The organism is Actinoplanes oblitus (assembly GCF_030252345.1).
Lineage (GTDB): Bacteria > Actinomycetota > Actinomycetes > Mycobacteriales > Micromonosporaceae > Actinoplanes > Actinoplanes oblitus.
This window is the reverse complement of record NZ_CP126980.1, coordinates 1,669,599-1,689,492: the sequence shown is the minus strand read 5'-3', so window position 1 is coordinate 1,689,492 and position 19,894 is coordinate 1,669,599. Positions and strand designations below refer to the sequence as shown.

The window sequence follows — 19,894 nt, the reverse complement described above, 5'->3', positions numbered from 1 at the left end:
TACCGATCCGGTGACACCGGGTCAGCCGACGAAGTCGCCGGTCCGCGGGTCCATCCCGGCGGCCTCCCGGGCGGCACGCACCATCGCCCAGGCGGACTCCGGCGGGGGCAGGGCGTTGGCCGGAATCGCGTACACGTCGTCGTCGATCCCCCAGACGGCGCAGCCGGTCCGCTCGCACCAGCGGGCCCGGATCGCCTCGGCCGCCGCCGTCCGGCGCTCGCGCTCGGCCGGCGCCTCGGCGAACCGGAAGAAGATCGCCCGGCCCACCGAGTCGTACGCGCTCAGCGCGCCCGGCGTGCTGAGCAGGCTGCCGCCGGTCGCCACGTCCAGGCCGGCCAGCTCCCGCTCGGCGCGGCGCAACTCCCGGCGCTGCGCCTCGGTCGACTGCCTGTCGTCGTGCGGGTCGGTGATCCCGTGCCGGTCCGCCCAGTCCTGGCGCAGCCGGTGCAACCGCTCGCGGTACGCCGCGTCCTCCGGCGTCTCCCGGCGCCGGGCCTCGTCGAACCTCGACCCGGTGGCGTCGAACAGGCTCTCGTACCGCTCGCGCAGCCGGGCCAGGGAATGCCGGTGGAAGAGGCGGCGGTCGTCAGCGCCGAGAGCCCGCCCCAACCCGGACCAGAACGCCGACCCCGGCATCTCGTCCGAGTCGTCGCCCAGGAACCGCTCGGCCTCGCTGACCGCCGCGATCGCCGCCGCCAGCCGGGTCCGCGCGATCCGGCGGGCGTCACCGGTCAGCTCGCCGGGCCGGTCCGGCACCATCGACGCGTACCGGGCCGCCACGTTGACCCACTCGGCTGCGTCGATCAGCTCGGATGTCTCCGGCCCGCCGTAGACGACCTCGTCGGGCTGCTGCTGGATCTCCCGCTCGGGCAGCCGGAACTCGAACACCCGGGACCGGCCGCAGGACGGGCAGGTGCCGGTGTAGCGGGCGCCGGCGGCGCCGTCCGGCAGCGTGATCACCGTGCTGGACCGGGCCAATGTCGGCTCTCCGCACGCACAGGGCGTGAGGTCGATGAAGAGATGCGCCTCCAGGCTGGTCCGGGCGAGCGGGGCGGCGGTCATTCCGGTAACCCTACCGCTCACATTGATAGGATCACCCGGTGACCGAACCGGAGGCGGAGCGCGATCCCGCTCAGCATCTGATGCTGTGGACGGACATCAAGCGGCAGCCGGACGGCAGCCAGCGGCGCACCCCGATCCCGCTGGACGCCGCCGCGGCGCAGTTCGCCGCGATGATCGAGGCGGGCCGCGCGGCCGAGTCGCGGCTGGACCCGGAGGATCCGGACGACGCGGTCGCCTTCTCCCGTAACCGTGGCCGGGTGATCGCCACCCTGCTGGCCGAGCTGTCCCTGCGGCTCACCCCCGGGCAGGGCGCCGGCGCGATCCGGGGCGACGGCGCGATGAGCGAGCTCGCCGCCGACATCGCCCGCCACCTCCGCGGCCCCGGCTACTGAGCAGAGGAGCGCCACCATGGCCCCGCCCGACCTGAGCCTGCCGCAGCCCGAGCGCGATCCGGCCCGGCACTGGCTGGTCTACGCCGCCGCCGAGCGCGATCCGGACCGGTTCCGCCCGATCCCGCTGGACGAGGCCGCCGAGCGGCTCCGCCCGGCCGCCGCCGGCGGCGAGGCCGACAACCGCACCCCCGGTGACCGGGACCTCGTGGTGATCTCCCGGCAGCGCGCCACCGCCATCGCGGACCTGCTGGACGAGCTGGCCGCGCGTCTCACCCCGGGCGTCGAGGTGCGCACGATCCACTCGGACGGCTCGCTCAGCCGGCTGGCCAAGGAGCTGGCCGACGACATGCTGCGCCGAGCCGCCTGACCCGGGCCGCCCGGCGTGGGTCACGCCTCGCTCAGATGTCGACGCGCTGACCGGTCTCCGGGTCCAACCCCATGATCTCCCGGGCCCGGACGGTGTACTCCCAGTCCGCCTCCGGCGACGCCTCGACGGTGACGTGGTGCTCGTGGTACGCCGGATCGTCGGGATGCCGCTCGGGGTGGTAAGGCGTGGTCGCCGCGTGCTTGCGCTCCCACTCCGCGTGCCAGGCACCGAGCGCCCGCTGCCGCTCCTCGCGGGTCGGCGGCGGTGGCCGGCCCGGCACGTTCGCCTCGCGCACCCGCTCGGTGTGCCCGCCGGCCGCTGCCACCTCCAGCAGGGCGCGCGCCCGCTCGGCCACGCCCGGCGCCAGCTCCGCCGGGAAGAAGAACGCGCGCGCCTGGATGTGGTAGAAGAACTCGTCCTCCGGCGGGTCACCCGTCTCGACCACCTGCCGCGCGATCGATTCCGGCCACACCCACATACCATCCGTACGAAAAACGCCCTGTCCCGTGACCGCGACCAGCGGCGCACCGGTGAGGAACGCCGCGGTCTCGTCCCGTGCCTCGCTGTCCAGTCCCCGGTACGCGGTGCCGGTCCCGGGCAGCGCGAGCCGCAGCACGAACTCGCCCGCCGCCTGACGCGCCAACGCCCGCCGCACCGCCCGGAACTGCCGCTGCGCCACCTTGGCCAGCGCCGCCGGCAGCAGCGGGCCCAGCTCCTCCAGCCGGCCCGGCAGCTCCCCGCGCTCGGCGCGGGCCAGCATGTCCGACGGGTGCCACTCGCCGTCGCGCCCGAGAATCTCGTCGACGGTACGACCCCGTGCGGTGACCCGGCGCAGCACCCAGGAAGGGTCGGAAAGGGCGTCACCGGGACGCATCCGGCCGAAGTAGACCGGCTCACCGTCCGTCGAGGCTGCCATGGCACCGAGCCTACCGACCGGCGGCGCGGGGATGCATCGGTGGCGGCCGTCCCCCTAAGCTGCCCCGATGATTATCCGCTGGACCGGCTTCGGCGTCCTGCTCTACGTCTTCTCCTGCGCGGCCATCCCGGCCGCGTTCCTGGCCAAGGAGGCCACCTACCGCCTGACCGGAACCCACAACGTCCAGCTCGCCGAGCTGGGCGTGGCCCTGGTCATGCTGGTGTTCGCCGCGGCCGTCTGGTTCGTCGGCAAGGCGCTCAACGCCAAGGACGACCACCGCCACACGGTGATGGGCACCCCGCTGCAGAACGGCGCCGCGCTCTTCCTGTTCATCGCCTGGTTGATGCCCTGCGTAGCGGTCGGCCAGCTCACCCACCCGATCCTCGGCTGGCTGATGTTCCCCGGCGTGATCCTGGTGTGGGTGGCGGGCTATTTCGTGCTGGAGTTGTGGCGGCAGCGCGACACGTTCAAGGAGGAGCGCCGCAAGTTCAAGGAGGGTCTCCAGGGCCCGGGCGCCACTACAGATCCAGCCGCTGACCGGTCTCCGGATCAAGCCCCCTGATCTCCTAGACGCCTGGCTCGCGGCTTCCGCTCGACCTCCGTGCCGGCCGCGGCCAACGGAACGACGCGACGGACAGACACCGCCTCGGCCGTCGGACCGGGAACCCGTCCGCCGCCACTCCGGTCAACGGCGGCCGCGGAGATCGTCGCGGCGGGCGATCAAGTCGTCCCGATGGAAGCGCTGCGGCGAGCGCTGCCGGAACTCGCGTCCCGCGACACTCCAGAACGCCGCGTCCGGCAATCGATCGGCGCCGGGCGGCAGGAACTTGAGCGCCTCGTCATAGCAGGCCACGGCGATCGTGGCCGACTCCCGGGCCTCGTCCGGCGGGACGTCTTCGAGCCCGGACGCCAGCGCGCTCATGTCGGCGATCGCGACCCACTCCCCCGCGTCGAACAGCCGGGAGGGGTCGCCGTCCGCGCCGAAGGTGACGTAGCTCCCCGGCACCGGCGGCGTCGCACGCTCGGGAAGCCGGAAGACGAACTCACGGTCGACACCGCAGTCCTCGCAGGCGCCCGCATACCGGCGGGCCGGCACACCGTCGGCCTCGACCACTGACGCGGCCCAGGCGACGGCCACACTTCCGCATCTCGGGCAACCGTGCAGGTCCATGTAGAGATGGGCTTCGTCGCGAGTCCGGGCGGGCGGTAGCACCCAGCGATGATATGCCGATCCGCACCTATGCCGGACCGGCTGCGGCCGCCCGCGCGGCGCGCACCATCTCCCAGACCTCGGCCGCCGGTGGCAACGCCTCCCACGGCACCTGCCACACCCGGTCGTTCTCGAGCAGCTCACGCCACGCCTCGTCGGACCATCCACCGCGGGCCAGCCACGCGCGGTAGGCGGAGAGCGCCGCGCCCCGACGCCGGTCACGCTCCGGCACATCGGCCGCCCAACCGATCTCCACCTCGGCGATCAACTGACGGAAAGCGGCCAGCCCGGCCACCGGATCGTCAAGCGACAACCCGGTCCGCTCGTCCTGCCCGGCCGCGGCACGCAGCAGCCGGGTGAGTTCCGCCCGCTGCTGCGGGGTCGGTGACCGGCGTTGCGCCCCGGACGCCCCGCCCTCCACCCACTCCTCGTCGTCGATGCCGTGGCGTTGCGCCCACTCCTCCTGGATCCGGTTCGCCGTCATCACGTGGGCGGCTCGCGCACGGCTCATCCGTGGCGGCGCCTCGTCCCGCATCGCGCGCAGCCGGCGTTCGTATCCCATCCGCAGGTCCGCCAGCCGGTGCTCGTGGAACGCCTGCGGGTCCCGCTGGTAGAAGGCCCGGCCGCCCTCGGTCCAGAACGCCGTCGCCGGCACGCTGTCCGCGTCCTCCGGAAGGAACTTCTCGGTCTCCCCGACGGCGGCCACGGCCGCCATCAACCAGGTGCGCGCGGTGGCACGCTCGGCTTCCGGCGCGCTGTCCGATGTCGACGGTACGGCGGCCGCGTACCGCTGCGCTGCCCAGAGCCACTGTGCCGGATCCAGCAATTCCGACGTACGCCCACCGAGCCCGTACACCACCTCGTCCGGACTCGACACGTCCTGAGAGATTTCCGGCACCCGGAAGACATCGGCACGTGCCCGTCCGCACGCCGCGCACGTGCCGGTATACCGGCATCCGGGCGTGCCATCCTCGAACCGCACCGGCTCGGCCCGCGACTCCAGGCCGAGATGTCCGCACTCACACGGCGTCAGATCGAGGTACAACTGCGCCTCCAGCCTGGTCCGCGCCAGTCGCCGGCTCATGAGCGGGGCTCGATGACCCAGGTGGCGCCCGGCTCGTCAGGCGCCCGGTAGCGCGGCGACACCACGTGGCAGGTGACCGCCCCGGGCTCGGCGAAGATGTGCAGGAGCAGCTCTCCCCGCGACACGTCAACCTCCAGCTTGCCGGCCTTCTCCAGCGTCGGGCCGACGCTCCAGCCACGTGCCGTCAGCACCGGCGCCAGCGCGGCGATCTCGTCAGCGGGCGGCACATCCGCCGGGAACTCGGGGAACACCATGAAACTGATCCGGAACCCCCACAGCTCCTCGTGCTGGTACACCGATGCCGGTGACATCCGCAGCGGCCCGTCGATGCTGTTGAGCTGCGTCGGCGAACCTGGAAAGGCCTCCCCGGCGATACTCTCCAGCTCGGCCAGCACCGCCGAGCCCTCCCGCCGGATCTCCGCCCGCATGGCATCCACACCCGATGGCGGCTCATAGTCGCGCGGCACACTTCGCACCGGCAACGGAACACCCTCGACGAAATGCCGCTGCCGGAACTCCTCCCAGGTGGGCAGTCCATCACCGGAATACCCGGACGAGCCCTCGAAACCCGACAGCGAACGAATGATCCCCCGCTCGGAGAGCGCCTTGGACGCCTCCTCCCGAGCCGCCTCCGCCAGCCACGGCCGCGGATACGCCCGATCGACGATGTGGAACGCCGGTCGCAGATCGTCCGGCGCCTCACCGATGCGATACACCGTCACCCAGTCCGGCATCGCCGCCCGGAACGAACTGTCCCACCACCAATGCGACACCGGCACGAACGCCGGCACATCCTCCGCATCGGCGGGGCCGTGCTCCCCGATCAACTCCCTGATCGCGACATCCGCGTCAGCAAGCGTCTCCGCGTCCACCAACTCCGCCATCGAGGTGCCGACGAAATCTTCCTTCAGATACTGCAAAGCCGAACGGACCCGCAACGCCTCAGCACGTCGCTCCCATCCAGCCTCATCGATCTCGTCAATCTGATAGACGACGGCCATTGCAACGTCAGACCGCAGCCGCTCCAGCTGCACCACCACAGCGGGCAGGAATTCACCACCCGGGAGCTGGCCATCCGGAGTTGCCTCATGCAAATCCACCAGCGCAAGGAAGAAATCCGCGATCGCGCGGCGCACCCAGCGGTCACCCGGCGTGGCCGTCTCAAGAGCGTGCAATGCGAATCCGCTCAACTCTTCAGGCGTGAACTTGCGGCGCGTCACCTTGCGGCCTCTACCCTTCCATACGTCGCGACCACGGCCGAGCCGTCGTTGCCGACGAACACCCGAGCCAGCAATACGAACCGGGCGTCCGCCAACTGCCGCTGGAAGGTGATCATCGTTTTTCCACCCTCATTCACAGGCGGCTCGACTCGAATTTCGCCTACCAGCATGGTCTTCAGAAGACTTCGCGTATAGACATCGATCGGATTGCCATCGGACCTGTCCTCAGGCGGCAACTCGGCTAGATGTTTATGCGCATGGTATGCCTCTGCCTCGGGCATCTCCCACGCCGGGTATTCGATCTCCGAGAGCCTGGCATCAACCAGGTCCGGATGTACGCGACTCGGCAGAGAGGCGGAATGCGGTATCCGAGCGATGTGGTCGAGGTCTGCCTGCAATGCGGCCCGCAATCGGGCAAATCCTTCGTCGGCAGACATCATCGAAGTAGCACTTCTCTGCACTGCGGCCTTGATCTGCTTCTCGGAGAGCTGCTTTCCCTGTTCGCGCAGCTCCTCACGCATGATCGGATTCTGTTCCGCCACCATCTCTTTCCACTTGGCCCGGGCGAACTCAACATGGTTCGCGAACACCCGGACATCGCCGTGCGCCTCCGCGAACGCCCATTGGCGAATCTTCTCGCGAAGTTCCGGCGTAGTCTCCTTCGGCCAGTCGTTCAGCGCTGCGGCGATCTTTCCCCGCGTCTGCCCGTCAAGGCCCTGGAACATGAGATGTTCTGTCAGGCCGTTCGTCTCCAGGGCGGTCAGGAAGCGCTTGTCCTTCTTCAGCTGAAGGTCGTCCTGGAACTTCTGCCGCTCCACGGCGTCCCGGGTGGCACGAGCCTCCACATCGGCGATGGTGTCGGACCGGGACTCCAATTGGTCGAGTGCGGCGGCCTCCCGGACCATCTGCTCGACCAACAGCGCCCGCTCGTGCACAGTCTCGCCGGTGAGCGACCGCAGCATCACGGACTGGAGATCAGCCGCCACCGCCGCCCGCTCGGTCATCAGCCGCAGCTCGTACGCGTGCGTACGACCCTCGACCTCAACCTTGACCACCATGGAGATCCCGCGCTCCGCGGGCGCGCGGAGACCATGCGGCGGATCGGCATACGTGTTGTCGATCCGCAGGATGCGGCCGTCCTCACCGACGCCGAACCTTTCCCGCACGTGGTCGTAGGCGCTTCACAGGGTGGCCGTGTCCGGCGCGGTGATCCGGATGCGGACCGCGTCCAGAACGTCGCCGACCCGCGCATCCGGCCGGGCCGGCTCCGTCCAGCTGCCCTTGGCCATCCGCTCGACCTCGGCGTGCAGAGCGGATCCGTCCCGCGACTCGTAGGACAACCGCACGCGCTCGCCGGTTTGCCGGGCCACCTCGCCCGCGATGTCCCGCGCCTCGGCTCTGGCGGCCGGGAGGACGTCGCGTTCCAGCCGGGCGGCGTACTCGTCCACCAGGGCACGCTGGCCGGCGTCGGGATGGACGCCGACGTCACGAGCCGGGTCCTCGCCCCGCACCGTGTCGGCGAAGTCCCGGGTGCGGAGTTCCCCGCCACCGAGGTGGTTGATCTCATGGGCCACCGGCTCGAACAACCCGCCTTCGCCCGGGTTGAGCTGGTTGAACCTTTCCAGCCAGCCCTTGCTGGGCCTCAGCGCGTCGCCGGCGGCAAGCTCGGCCACCACCGTTCCCGCGCGATCGACCGTCTCCGGGGTGCTCAGCATCCGAGCGAGATCAGGTGCTGCGGCGGGATCCGCGACGAGCCGGCCCAGATGCCCGGCGAGCTCGGGACCGAGCCGGGATGACAGCCGCTCGGCGACCTCCGCACCGGAGAGTCGGACCGACGAGTCGCCGCGGGCGTGCTGGACACCGGCGTCGCTGATCGGCTTCACGCCGTTCCAGTCCTGGCCGAGCATCGCCTCCTTGCCCAGCCAGAGCGCGTCCGGACTGTGGTGGTCACGGGCGCCGGCCATGGCTATCTCACGCGGGGTCGGATATCCCTCGGTGCCGAAGGCGTGCCGGGCGGCCCGGTTCAGGATCTGCTGACCGGCGTCGCGCTCCTGGCGCATGTTCTCGGCGATCTCCTGTGCACTGTCGCCGCCGTACCGCGCCCGGAGTTCGCCCAGGTCGGCGGTGCCGGCGCCGATCTGCTGCAGTGCCTCGTCGATGCCGTGGATGCGGCGCCGCAGCTCGGTGAGGATCGGCTCGACGCTGCGGCCCTCGTTGTTCGGTGCCCACTCGTAGCCGGCCTTGGCCCAGACGTACGCACCCTTGTTGACCGCGCGGACCTCGATATGACTGACCCCCGACTCGCGGTACCAGCCCTCCATGTGCCGGTTGAAGCCGGACGCGAATCCACGCTTCTGCATGTCGGCGTGGAGCTTCAGCGAGGAATGGCGGACCACCAGCCTGCCGTCGTGCTCCCGGGAGAACTGCCGGATCGCGGTGCCGACCGAGTTGCCGTCGGCGTCCCGGATTCGCAGCCGGATCACCACCTCGTTCCGGTACGCGCTGATCGGCGTGCCCCACTCGTCGAACTCGACCCGCAAGCCGCCGAACTCACGCCCCTCGATGTGCCGGGCGAACTCCTCCCGGATGGCACCCTCCCACCGGCTCGCCTCGGCGTCCGTCTCGGGGATGAGCTCGTCGAAGGACGGCCGGCGGCCCTCCTGCTCCCACCGGCGCTCAGTCCAGTGCGCATCGCGTGCCGGGTCGTGGTCCGGTACCGATCCGGTGTCGTGGCTGACTTCCGCGGGCGGGTCGGCCACGTGCCCGGCCGGGTGCGACGGATTGGCCCGCGCCGGGTCGGATGTGCCGGAATGCCCGCCGTAGTCCGGTGCCGGATCATGCCGGCGACCCAGGACACCGTCCCGCGAGAGCAATGCCGACTGCCGGTGCACGAACGCCGAGTCCACCGGATGACCGAGCGCCCGCAGGTCCCGCTCCACGCCGAGGATCTCGTGCCGCAGCCTGGCCTGCTCCTCCGGCCGCGACCAGGCACGGTCGAACTGCCGCTGTAGATGCACCCGCTCGTTGAGCCGTGCCGCCGTGTGCGGGTCCACTCGCGGTCGTTCCGGTGCCGCCGGGCCGTCGCCGCCGCCGAAGAGCCGGCCGATCGCCGCGATCGTCCGCCGCAGCACGCCGTGTGGTTGCGGCCGAGTCTCGGCGTGCCGCATCGCCAGCGTCTCGGTGATCTCGTGCACCCAGACGCGGCTCAGCTGTTCACCGGCCACCCGGTCGTTGACCCGGACGACATGCGGGTCGTCCGGGGTGCCGGAGCGCACGGTGGTCTCGGCGAGATCGCGCATCCCGGAGCCGATCTCGGCCCGGAAGTGCCGCACCGTGCCGTCGCTCAACGTGACGTGCACTCTCTCGCCGTCGGTGGCCACGAAGGACACCCCGTCGCCCGCGAAGTCCTGCGGTACCACGTCGTGGACAGCCGCGTGCAGCTCGTGCGGGGTCAGCGAGGGCACGTCCGCGGGGCGGCCGTCCGGCACGAAACCGGTCCGGTCGATGGGACTCGCGGTGTGCCGTGAACCTTCCGTCGATGGGCGCGGCGTATCCGGCGTCGAGGTGGACGGGTCGTCCGGGCGTACCCTGATCGGGTTCGACTCGGTGGCGGTCTGATGCGGCGTGGGCCTCGCTTCGGCCTCCGGACCGTGCGTCGCACGGCCCGCCAGTTCCTCCGGGGTGACCTCGCCGCGCAGGATCCGCAGCACGCCGCGGGCCGCGTTGCCGACCTGATACTCGCGGTCGAGATGGTCGCGCAGCCCGGCCGCGCGCTCGTGGTGATCGTCGATGTGGTCGAGGACCGAGCGCACCTGGTCCAGCCACTCCTGCCGGCGGGCCTCGTCGACGCCGCGCAGGATGCGGCCGACCTGCTCGGGTGAGATGCGGTCGGCGTCGCCGACCTCGGCGCGGACGGCGTCGAGCAGGGACCGGACGGTGTTGTGGTCCCGGACGGCCGACATGCCGCCGAGATCATGCGGGACGTAACGGGGATCGCCGAAGAACATGCCGGCGCCGGTGCCCTCGCCGGCGATCACCGGGACGGCGGCCCGCGCCGCCTCGCTGGCCACCAGGCCGAAACCGTCCTGGATGGACGGCATCAGCACCAGGTCGGCCTGGTGCAGGTCGTTGAGCAGTTCGGCGCGGCCCTCCGGGGTGCCGGACTTGACGAACGGCCGCACCTCGACCGGCGTGCCGGCGATCTCGGAGAGCCGGTCCACCATCCCGGACAGTTCCTCGGGCTTGGCACCACGCACCACCAGGCGTACGTCGACCCCGTCCGCCCGCAGGTCGTGGACGAGTCCGGCGGCGAAGTCGACACCCTTGATCGGGTCGCCGGCCCGGCCCTGCACGTAGAGTGTGTACCCCTCGCGGCCGGCGCGGCCCGGCGGATCGTGCGGGTCGCGGGGCATGTCGGAGATGATGGTGTGCGCCGGCGGGCCGCCGTCGGCGGAACCGGCCAGCCGGGCGGCCTCCTGCCCCAGCAGCGGACCGATGCCGGTGACCAGCGAGGCGCCCGCCATCAGGGCCTTCTCGGTCGCGGCGTGACCGCGTCCCTCGGCCGGGTTGCCGCGAACGGCGTCCAGCACCTCGGGCGAGGTGTGCAGCACGTGCACGTACTCGGCGTCCGGGTAGACGTGCTCCTGCAGGATCCGGGCCGCGCCGCCACCGAACCGGGAGTTGCCGACCAGCACGTCGACGTGCGGCGGCAGGTTCTCCAGGAGCATCGACATGGCCCGGGTGTCGGGGCCGCCCTTGTGATCGGTGACGCCCCAGACCTCGGTCACGCCCCGGACGTGGATGCCCTCCGGCGTCTCCGTCCGGGTCAGCGCGAGATCACCCTCGTCGACCCGGGTGACCCGGCCGTACACGTCCGCGCCGGCCGCGGCGAAGCTCTCGCTCAGCTCCCGGTTCGCGGTGATCACGCCGCCGGCCGTCGAGTTGTACTCGGTGCAGACCGTCATGACGCGGGTGGTGCCCTCGGCGGCCGGCGCCTCGTCGTTGTGGCGGAGCACCACGTCGCGCGGATCGAGGGTCCGGTGGAAGGTGGCGTCGTCGACCCGGTGCACGCCGTCGCCCAGGCCGGCGATCGCGTCGTGCACGGCGTGGGCGGTGGCCTCCGGGTGGTAACGCCGCAGCAGGTCGAGGCGGAGCTCCGCGGCGCGGTCCCGGGCGGCGGGCAGGTCGTCGAGCGTACGTCTGACGTGGTCGGTGAAGGTGGACCGGTCGCCGACCGCGTGGTCGCCCAGCCCGTCGCTGATCCGCAGCGGATCGGTGAACAGGCGTCCGGCGCCGCTCTCGGCCGCCACCACCACGGGTACGCCGTGCCCGGCCGCCGAGGTGACCGCCGAGTCCAGCATTCCGGTGGTGCGCGGGTCGATGAGCACGTCAGCGCCGTGCCACAGCTCCCGGCGCCCAGCCGGATCGTCGGGCAGGCGCACGATCTCGACCTCGGCGCCGGCCCGGTCGGAGAGTGCCAGCCGGTGCCAGCCCATCGCGACGTCGTCGCCGCCGGGGAGCGCGATCCGCAGCCGGGCGTCGACGCCCTGCTCGCGGAGTTCCCGGACGGCGTCGGCGGCTTGGGCGTGCGCGCCGAAGTCGTCGTTGGCGACCAGGATGCGGTAGCCGCCCGCGCCCGGCTCGCGGACCGGCGGGATCGGGCCCCCGTCGATCGGCGGCACCACCTCGTGCACCGGCGGGATCGGCTCCCGGCCGTGCGCCTGCAGCGCGCTGCGCAGCCCGTCGGCGACCTCCGGGCCCATCGCCACCACCACGTCGGCCTTGGCGATCACGTCCAGGTGCTTCGGATCGACAGGCACGGTGTCCAGGATCTGCACCACCCGGGCGTCCGGGAAAGCGTCCCGCCGCGCCTCCGCGACGCCGGCCGTCTGTCCGTAACCGACCAGCACGTCGGTGTCCGCGGGCAGGTGGTCCGGCCGCAGCAGCGGGCTGATCCGCCCGGTGATGCCGGGGATCGGATCGGCCGGGACGCCGTGCAGCCCGGGGCCCAGCTCGCCACCCTCGATGCCGGGGATCCGCAGCCGCACGTGGTCGCCGGTGGCGCCCAGCCCGGCCGCCAGCCGGCGCAGCGTCCCGTGCTGCAGCGGACCGTCGGCGGTGTCGTCGAAGGCCAGCAGGCGCAGCGGCCGGGTGTCGCGGCGCCCGGCCGGACCGGTCTCGCCGATGATCTCCCGGCGGGTGGCCGCGCCCGGATCGTCCGGGGACAGACCGAGGTGCCGGTCAAGAGCATCAAGCTCACTTCTCGCGTACGCGGTGTGCTCCGGCTCCTCGGCCAGCGCCCGCAGGTAGTCACGCTCGGCGAGCCGTCCCAGGTCGTGCGGGCTGAGCCCCCGCTGCGGGCCGGCCTCGCCGGGCCGCAGCGTGTCCGGCGGATGCAGGTCGAGGCCGTCGCGGGCGCGCAGCTCGATCGCCCCGATCTCGGCCACCTCGTGCGCGATGGCTCGCGGCACGGCCAGGTCACCGGCCCGGTCGGAGACCTCGATCCGGTAGCCGCCGCCGGACGGTGGCAGGTGCCCGTCGGGCAGCGGCCGGCCGGCCGCGTCGACCGGGATCGATCGGGCCACCGCCCCGTTCGGCAGGCTGTCGGCGGGCACCACGTCGACGGTGTGGCGGGCATCGACGGGTATCCGCTCGCGCAGGGCGGGTTCGGCGATGGCGCGTACCGCCTCGGGGTTCGCGACGTCGCGGGCGTGCCCGTGGAACTCGCCGCCGGGCACCTCGGCCGCGGTGATCGGGCCGCGAAGCACCTTGTAGCCGTGCCAGTCACCGCCGTTGAGCAGCGCGTCCTTGCCCACCCAGTGCGCGTCGGCGCCTCGTTGGAAGGACCAGCCGACGACCCGGACCTCCCGCGCCGTCGGGTAGTCGCCGGGCGGCCGGAGGCCCCGGCTGACCTGGTCCGCGCGGTCGACCAGCGCGGCCGCCTCGGCACGGTGCTCGCGCATGTGGGCGGCGACCTGTTCCGGCGTGCGTCCGCCGTACTTCTCGTAGAGCGGCTGGAGTTCGGTCTCGCCGAGGCGGGACAGCCGCGACAGGTGGCTGTCGATCTCGTTGATCTGGCCGCGGAGCGCGTTCATCACCCGGCCGCCGCCATGCGGCTCCCAGGTGAAGCCGTCCCTTGCCCAGGCGTAGGCGCCGGCCTGCACGGCGTGCAGCTCGAGCCGGATCCGCGGTGCCTCGGACTGCTGGTACCAGTGCTCCATGAAGTAGTTCAGGTCGGTCGCCATGCCCCGGCCCTGGACGTCCTTGTCCAGGAAGAGCGCGTCGATCTTGACGGTCAGCCCGCCGTCCGGCTCCCGCCGGAACTCCCAGCCGCCATGCCCGACAGTCCTGGTGCCGTCGGGCGACTTCACGGTGAACTTGACGGTCACCCGGTCCGGCTCGGTTCGCACCGAGCCCAGGTCATGCTGGTAGTTGGGGTGATCCGAACCCATCACCTCGATGCCCAGGCCGGCGAACTGCTTGCCCTCGAACTTCGCGGAGATCGCGTCACCGATGGCGGCGTTCCAGGCGGCGGCCTCCTCGGCGGTACGCGGGATCATGTCGATGACGTCCGGCGTCTCACCGCGCGCCCAGGGCGCGTCGTGCGCCGGGTAACCGTCACCCGGAGTGTCGCCGTGCGGCGTGAAGCCGTCGCGCGGTGCCTCCTGCCGCGCGTTCTCGTCGCGCGGTGCCTCGTGCCGTGGGTACCCGTCGCGGGATTCCGTGGGCCGTGGTGTCTCCGCCGGTTCGGGCCGCCGCGCGGGGTCGTAGTCGGGGTCCAGCGCACGGCGGATCCGGTCCAGCCCGGCGTCGTGGTCCGGCCGCGCCCCCGGTTCCGTGCGCGGCGGCGCCTCCGGTTCCGTGCGCGGCGGCGCCTCCGGTTCCGTGCGCAGCGGCGCCTCCGGGTGCCGTTCCGGCGCCTTCGCCCCGTGCCAACCCGAGCCCAGCATGGTCCGCTTGCCGATCCAGGTGCCCCGCGGACCGGTCTGGTCGGTCCGCCCGACCTGGCTGATCTCGTGCGGTGACGGGAATCCGGGATTGCCGTAACCGGTGGCCCGCGCGCGGGCGAGCAGGTCCGACGCCTCGGCCCGCTGGTGCGCCAGCCCCTCCAGCGCCGTCGCCACGTCCGGATAGCCGTGGCGGTCGAGGAGGAACCGGATGGTGCTGCCCTCCTCCTCGGGCCGGCGAGCGGCGTTCACCAGCGCGTTCATGTCGCTCTGGAACTGCCCGATCTCCCGCTCCAGCCGGCCGAGCACCAGGTTCGCCTGCCGGTCCGTCGCGTGGTTCCAGTCGTATCCGGCGCTGGCCCAGGCGTAGCCGCCCACCGACTTGCCGGCCTGGATGGTGATCCGGTCGACGCCGGAGTCGACGTACCAGCCCTCCATGTGGCCGTTGAACGCGTGGCTGAAGCCCCGGTTCTGGTAGTCCTCGTGCATGCTGAAGTCGTAGTGATGGACCTCGAACCGGCCACCCTCGACGCTGAACCGGCGGATCGCGCTGCCCGCCTCGGCCCCGGTCACCGGGTCGATCGCCGAGATCTTCACCTCGAGGGAGCGGCTGCCCACGTCCACCCGGTCGACCCGGACGTCGAGGCCGCCGAAGTCACGCCCGGACAGCTCCCGGCTGAACTCCCGCTTGACCGCCTCGGTCCATTCCGGACTCGCCTCCATGGTGTCGGAGAAGAAGTCCCGCAGCGACGAACGCGGCTCCCCCGGAAGCCGCGGCCCGTCCCCGCCACCGGGCCGCTGCCCCACCTCATGCTCATACCGAACGTCATCGCGCGTTTCCCGCCCAGGCCGCTCATGCTCGCGTGCGGCCTGTTCCCGGGCAGCCCGCTCACGTGCGGCATGCTCACGAGCGGCCTGCTCCCGCGCGGCCTCCTCCCGGGCAGCCTGCTCACGAGCGGCCTGCTCCCGCGCAGCCTGCTCACGAGCGGCCCGCTCGTGCGGCTGCTCGCGCACGGGCTGCCGGGAGCCGGCCTCTTCGGCGCCCCGCCGCACCTGGTCCACCGCCTGGTCGGCCAGCCGGTCCACGGTCCGGGCGATCTCCTCGGCCGACTTGGGCCGCATCCCGCCGTGCTCCGACTGCTCGGCCAGATGATCCCCGGCCCACCGCCCGAGCTGCTCCGGCCCGCCCCGCATCCGCAGCCGCGTCGTGACCTCGTCCGGCCCGAGCCGCTCGACCGGCGGCGGCTCCGTCCTGGCCGCCGCATGGCGGTTCACCACGTCGGCGGGCTGCTCGACGACCTCTCCCCGCAGGACCTCGAGAACCCGCATCCTCTCCTCGGGCCGCAAGGCGTCCGGAGGCGTTCCGTCATGCGGAGGCTGCCCGTCATGCGGAGGCGTTCCGTCATGCGCAGGCTGCCCGTCATGCGGCGAGCCGAGATCGTGCGCGGGCCTTTCGGCCCGGGGGCTCAGGTGTTCCCCCACCTCACTGTGCAGCGCACGCCAGGCCTCATGAAGACTTTCCCGTACGTACGCGGCACGCGCCGTGGGTTCCGAAGGCACGTGGGCGGAGAGCCCCACCCCGGCGTCCCCGTGCTGCCGCCAGCCACCACCGTCGACCGGCTCCAGATGTGGCCGGACGACGACGGCATGCCCGGGCGGGATCGACTCGTTGACCTGGATCTTGACGTCGACCGCGACGCCGTCGCCGTAGTGCACCCGCAGCCGCTGGTTGTCCGCGTCCCAGTCCGCCCGGTACGGCTGATCCGCCGCACCCGCCTCCCGCCCGTGGTAGACCAGCTCGCCCAGTTCGCTGTTGACCGTCGCGGTGACCTCGTGCGCGGCCGCGACCGGCTGCTCGGGCGCCGGCACGTCGATCGGAACGAGCCGCGGCGCCTCGGTTCCCGGGGCAGGATGCCGGTGGCTGCCCGACGGCGATTCCCGCCGTGGTTCCGCGCCGGCATCGCGTGCCTCACTCGGCGCTGCCTCACCGGCCCGCTCACCGTGATCACCGATCGGCGCCTTGGACATCGGCCGACCATCGCGCACTTCCGGATACGAGCGGGTCACCGAGCCGTCGTCATGCTCAAATGCTCGTAGTTGTTCGTACCGCTGCCGCAATTCGTGAATGTCGGGAAAATAAGTTCTGGTCCATCTTGCGCGTTCATCGTTGTGCCGGCCGAGCGCGACCTTCTGATACTTGGCGCGCTGCATCTCGACACCGCTGGCGTGCTGCTCCAACACATGTCGGTCGACGCCTCGCTCGGCCAGCCGGATGTACTCCTGCAAGCGCACGTGGTACTCGACGATCCTGTCTTGGGATGCGTTCAGCTTCCCCGGAGCGTTCAGATAGTCCTTCGGCGTGTTGCCCGGGCGCTCCCGCTGTGCCTCGGTTGCCAGCTTGCCGTCGAACCGATCCACGAGTTGGTGGACATGGTCCACCTCGTGTTCCAGGTCGAGGAAGCGCATACCGTCGAGGTAGCGCACCTCCCGTTCGGTACGCAGCAGGTGCTTACCGGTGACATCGTAGACGTCGCGTTGCACCACCCGAGCGCCTTCTGGGTCCACCACCAGCTTGAATCCGTGCTGATCGAGGTACTCGACGACTGCGGGGAAGTCCGGGTGCAGCTCCATCCGCACGGTGCCCTGCCGGATCGTCTCCGGATTCGCCGGGTGCCCGACCTCGGCTCCCGCGTCGCGCATCGGGTAATCAGCGTCGTCCGGCTGCGCCGTGGTCCGATCGTCGGGCCGCGGCGCAGCCGAATCTTCCGGCCGGACCCCGGTCGGGTCGTGTGGCGGGCCGTCGTGGGGAGGGTTGGCGCCGCTCTCGGTGTGGGTTGACGGCTCATCGGGCCGCGCGGGGCGCTCACCGGTCGAGCCGTCACGGTGTGCCGGTCCAGACCCACGGTCCACACCGGACGTCTCACCGCGCGCCACCGACCCGCCGGCCTCGGTGCGCCGCGGGATGTCGATCGGCCCCGTGGCGGGCGCGACGCCGCTGTCCCGGCGCTCCGTTCCACCGCGCGGCTCGCCGGTATCCCGTGCCGGTGCTTCACGGTCACCGTCCGGCCGTTCCACACGGGCGTGATCGCCCCCGCTGCTATCCATCCCGGCAGGTTCGGTCCCGATGCGATCGACCCCGGCGCGATCGATCGTGGCGGGCTCTCCACCGGCCCGATCCGCACCAAGGTGCTCGGGGCCTACGCGATCACCGCCCACCCGATCGCCGCCGACCCGCTCGCCACCAACCCGATCGCCACCAACCTGTTCCACTGTCGACGGCCTGTGGTCAGCGGGTGTGGCGACCCGATCCGCAGACGCACCAGCGCGGTCGGCGGGCTCGCTGGAACGGGCGGCTGGCTCGCTGGAACGGTCGGCGAGTTCGCTGGTCCGGGCGGCGGGCTCGTTGGCGCGGCCGGCCGGGGAGCCGTCATGTGCGGCGCGGTCGCCGGATGCGGCAGTGGTGTGGTCGCCCGACGGGGACGAGTGATCGGCGGCGCCGGGCAGGCGGTCGGCGCCCACGGCGGGACGGTCTCCACCGGCCACCGCGCGGTCACCCGCCGGCACCGGGTCGCCGGCCGGTTCCTGCCGGGCCGGCACCTGATGATCCGAAGTGGACGTTCCGTCACGTGCCGGGGTGGGCGGGTCACCACCGGGCGGGCGGGCATCCGTCGTACGCGAGCTGTCCGCCCCATCGCGAGCGGACCCGGCGGCGGTGTCGTGATCCGGACGCGCAGCGGTCGTGTCCGGTGCGCGGTCGCCGCCGGAGCGATCGGCGGCCGGAGCGTCACCACCGGCACGGACCTGCGTGCGATCACCGCCCGCCGGAGCGTCACCACCGGCACGGACCTGCGTGCGATCACCGCCCGCCGGGGCGCCACCGGACCGGCTGCCTCCGTCACCGCTCGACGACCCGCCCCCTGCGGACCTGCCGGCCCCGTCACCGGCCGCCGGGGTCTGCCGCACGGTGGTGCCGCCACCTCCCGCTTCCACGCGGGCGGGTGGTGCCGACTCCGGGCCGGGCGCCGCCGACGGGCCCCAGTGCTCGGACTTGGCCGCCTGCACGTCCGGCCGGTCGGCGATCTCGGTGGGGTGCATGCCGGTGCCGTCGGCGTTCTGGAAGGTGACGTATCCGTCGCTGGTGAGCAGCAGGTGCGAGCCGCCGTCGGGCATCGAGGAGACGACGTTGAACCCGCCCTCGTGGCCGGGCAGCACGTGCAGTTCCTGCCCGATGCGAAGTTCGCCGCCGCCGAGGTTGGCGTGCTCGAGGTGCGTCTGCCCGCCGAAGACGGCGCCGGCCGCCGCGCCCTGCACCGCGCCGTGGCCGACGTTGGTCCAGCTGAACTGGTGGTTCGGGTCCTGGGAGCTGGCGATGACCTCACCGGCCGCCGCTGTCGTGCCCCCGGCGAACGCGCCACCGACGGCGTGCCCGAGCGGACCGCCGAACATGCCCGCGCCGAAGGCCGCGCCCTGGAACGTGCTGTTGCCGAGGTGGCCGAAGTCCAGCTCGGCGCGGTTGCCGGAGGCCATTTGGAGGCCCTGGGCGATCAGGTCGCCGCCGCCCATCATGGCGCCGCCCAGGGCGATCCGGGTGCCGACGAACTTGCCGAACTCCCGGCCGAGCGCCGACTTCTCGATCGCGCCCGCCGCCATTTTCTCCAGCTCCTTGGCGGTGGCGGTCTCGGCGGCCTTGCGCATCTCGACGCCGGCCCACTTGTTCAGCAGCTGCTGGCGGATCTCCTTGGACAGCTCGCGCTTGAGTGCCTGGCGGGTCTGGTTCTTGAGCGCCCCTTTGAAGCCCTTCCGGGCCAGGCCGCGCAGCTGCTGCGCGGCGAGCTTGTTGGCGACCGCCTTGGAGATGCCGCGCGCCATCATCTCCCGCGGTCGCAGTGAGCGCAGCACCTGGCCGGGCAGTTTCCGCAGCTCGTCGCGGGTCATCTTGCCGGCCACCGACTTGCCGAAGTTGCGCAGCCCGCGGCCGCCGGCGCGCAGGCCGTACTTGCCGAGGTTGATCGCCCCTCGGCCGGCGGCGGCGGCTCCGCGACCGGCCGCGGCGGCGCCCCGGCCGATCGCGCGGGGCACTCCCTTGGCGACCATGCCGGGCAGCTTGGTGAAGAGTCTGCCCAGGGCCCGCAGGCTCGTCCGCAGGGTCATCTGGGAGATCTTGTGAAGGGTCGCCTCGCCCAGCTTCTTGACCGCCAGCTTGGTGGCGGCGACCATGCCCATGGCCGGGCCGAGCGAGGCGCCACCGGTCGGGATCGCGGCCGCGATCAGCGGGATCAGCGAGGCCGCCAGCATGAACAGGTTGAGTGCCGCCATGTACTTGAGCAGCTCGACCTCGAGGCCGTAGTTCTGCACGAAGTTGCGCATGCCTGCCGCGCTGTCCGCGTTGCCCCGCAACCCTTCGAGGTAGGCGAACCACTGCTCGACGAATTCCTGGGCCGCGCCGTCACCCGACCAGTTCTCCAGGATCGGGTTCGCCATCATCGAGATGTCCTGGTAGGCCTCCTGCATGGCCTCGGCCAGCAGGCCCCACTGGTCCGCCAGGTCGTAGATGGCGTTGGCGTTCGCGAGCGGGATCTCGCCAAGGATGATCTCGCCGACGGCGGTGTGCGCGCCGGGAATCCACTGCTCGATCTCCGCGAACCAGTCGACCAGGGAGGTCAGGAACTCGTGATCGTCGCCGCCGCTCATCGGGCC

10 protein-coding genes are annotated in these 19,894 nt (G+C 72.1%); 3 read left to right on the top strand and 7 right to left on the bottom strand.

Translation table 11 applies throughout. The annotated features are described in order from the left end of the window. Positions 1-21: 21 nt before the first annotated feature. Positions 22-1,062 carry a hypothetical protein gene (locus Actob_RS07825; protein ID WP_284919390.1) on the bottom strand — a complete coding sequence of 347 codons (1,041 nt, stop codon included), beginning with the start codon at positions 1,060-1,062 and terminating at the stop codon, positions 22-24. Between the two features lie 38 nt (positions 1,063-1,100). Between Actob_RS07825 and Actob_RS07820 the strand changes: the two genes are divergently transcribed. Further along, the gene (locus Actob_RS07820; RefSeq protein ID WP_284919389.1) at positions 1,101-1,454 is read left to right on the top strand and encodes a hypothetical protein; all 354 of its coding nucleotides are present in this window, start codon (positions 1,101-1,103) and stop codon (positions 1,452-1,454) included. A 16-nt stretch (positions 1,455-1,470) separates the two neighbouring features. Then, a complete protein-coding gene (locus Actob_RS07815; RefSeq protein WP_284919388.1) occupies positions 1,471-1,821 on the top strand; it encodes a hypothetical protein in 351 nt (116 codons plus the stop codon). Between the two features lie 31 nt (positions 1,822-1,852). Here the strand turns inward: Actob_RS07815 and Actob_RS07810 are convergent, their stop codons facing one another. Beyond that, positions 1,853-2,737 carry a hypothetical protein gene (locus tag Actob_RS07810; protein ID WP_284919387.1) on the bottom strand — a complete coding sequence of 295 codons (885 nt, stop codon included), beginning with the start codon at positions 2,735-2,737 and terminating at the stop codon, positions 1,853-1,855. Positions 2,738-2,804: 67 nt separating this feature from the next. Here Actob_RS07810 and Actob_RS07805 point away from each other — a divergent pair, with 67 nt between their 5' ends. Beyond that, positions 2,805-3,299, top strand: a complete 495-nt coding sequence (locus tag Actob_RS07805; RefSeq protein ID WP_284919386.1) for a hypothetical protein — start codon at positions 2,805-2,807, stop codon at positions 3,297-3,299. A gap of 123 nt (positions 3,300-3,422) precedes the next feature. Here the strand turns inward: Actob_RS07805 and Actob_RS07800 are convergent, their stop codons facing one another. The 5 genes from Actob_RS07800 to Actob_RS07780 form a co-directional block, all read right to left on the bottom strand. Continuing rightward, complete coding sequence (locus Actob_RS07800) at positions 3,423-3,875, bottom strand: hypothetical protein (RefSeq protein ID WP_284919385.1); 453 nt, start codon at positions 3,873-3,875, stop codon at positions 3,423-3,425. A gap of 100 nt (positions 3,876-3,975) precedes the next feature. Then, positions 3,976-5,031, bottom strand: a complete 1,056-nt coding sequence (locus Actob_RS07795) for a hypothetical protein (protein ID WP_284919384.1) — start codon at positions 5,029-5,031, stop codon at positions 3,976-3,978. Further along, on the bottom strand, positions 5,028-6,251 hold the full coding sequence (locus tag Actob_RS07790; protein WP_284919383.1) for a hypothetical protein: 1,224 nt from the start codon (positions 6,249-6,251) through the stop codon (positions 5,028-5,030). The genes Actob_RS07795 and Actob_RS07790 overlap by 4 nt, the downstream gene beginning before the upstream one ends. Beyond that, positions 6,248-7,417: a hypothetical protein gene (locus Actob_RS07785; RefSeq protein WP_284919382.1), complete on the bottom strand. Its 1,170-nt coding sequence runs from the start codon at positions 7,415-7,417 to the stop codon at positions 6,248-6,250. Before Actob_RS07785 ends, Actob_RS07790 begins: the two co-directional genes overlap by 4 nt. Positions 7,418-7,432: 15 nt before the next feature. Continuing rightward, positions 7,433-19,888, bottom strand: a complete 12,456-nt coding sequence (locus Actob_RS07780) for a glycosyltransferase (protein WP_284919381.1) — start codon at positions 19,886-19,888, stop codon at positions 7,433-7,435. Positions 19,889-19,894: the final 6 nt, after the last annotated feature.

What these genes read in the sequence shown, in the direction of transcription:
- Actob_RS07825 (WP_284919390.1), bottom strand. Translation starts at nt 1,062, where the DNA reads ATGACCGCCGCCCCGCTCGCCCGGACCAGCCTGGAGGCGCATCTCTTC.
- Actob_RS07815 (WP_284919388.1), top strand. Translation starts at nt 1,471, where the DNA reads ATGGCCCCGCCCGACCTGAGCCTGCCGCAGCCCGAGCGCGATCCGGCC.
- Actob_RS07810 (WP_284919387.1), bottom strand. Translation starts at nt 2,737, where the DNA reads ATGGCAGCCTCGACGGACGGTGAGCCGGTCTACTTCGGCCGGATGCGT.
- Actob_RS07805 (WP_284919386.1), top strand. Translation starts at nt 2,805, where the DNA reads ATGATTATCCGCTGGACCGGCTTCGGCGTCCTGCTCTACGTCTTCTCC.
- Actob_RS07795 (WP_284919384.1), bottom strand. Translation starts at nt 5,031, where the DNA reads ATGAGCCGGCGACTGGCGCGGACCAGGCTGGAGGCGCAGTTGTACCTC.
- Actob_RS07780 (WP_284919381.1), bottom strand. Translation starts at nt 19,888, where the DNA reads ATGAGCGGCGGCGACGATCACGAGTTCCTGACCTCCCTGGTCGACTGG.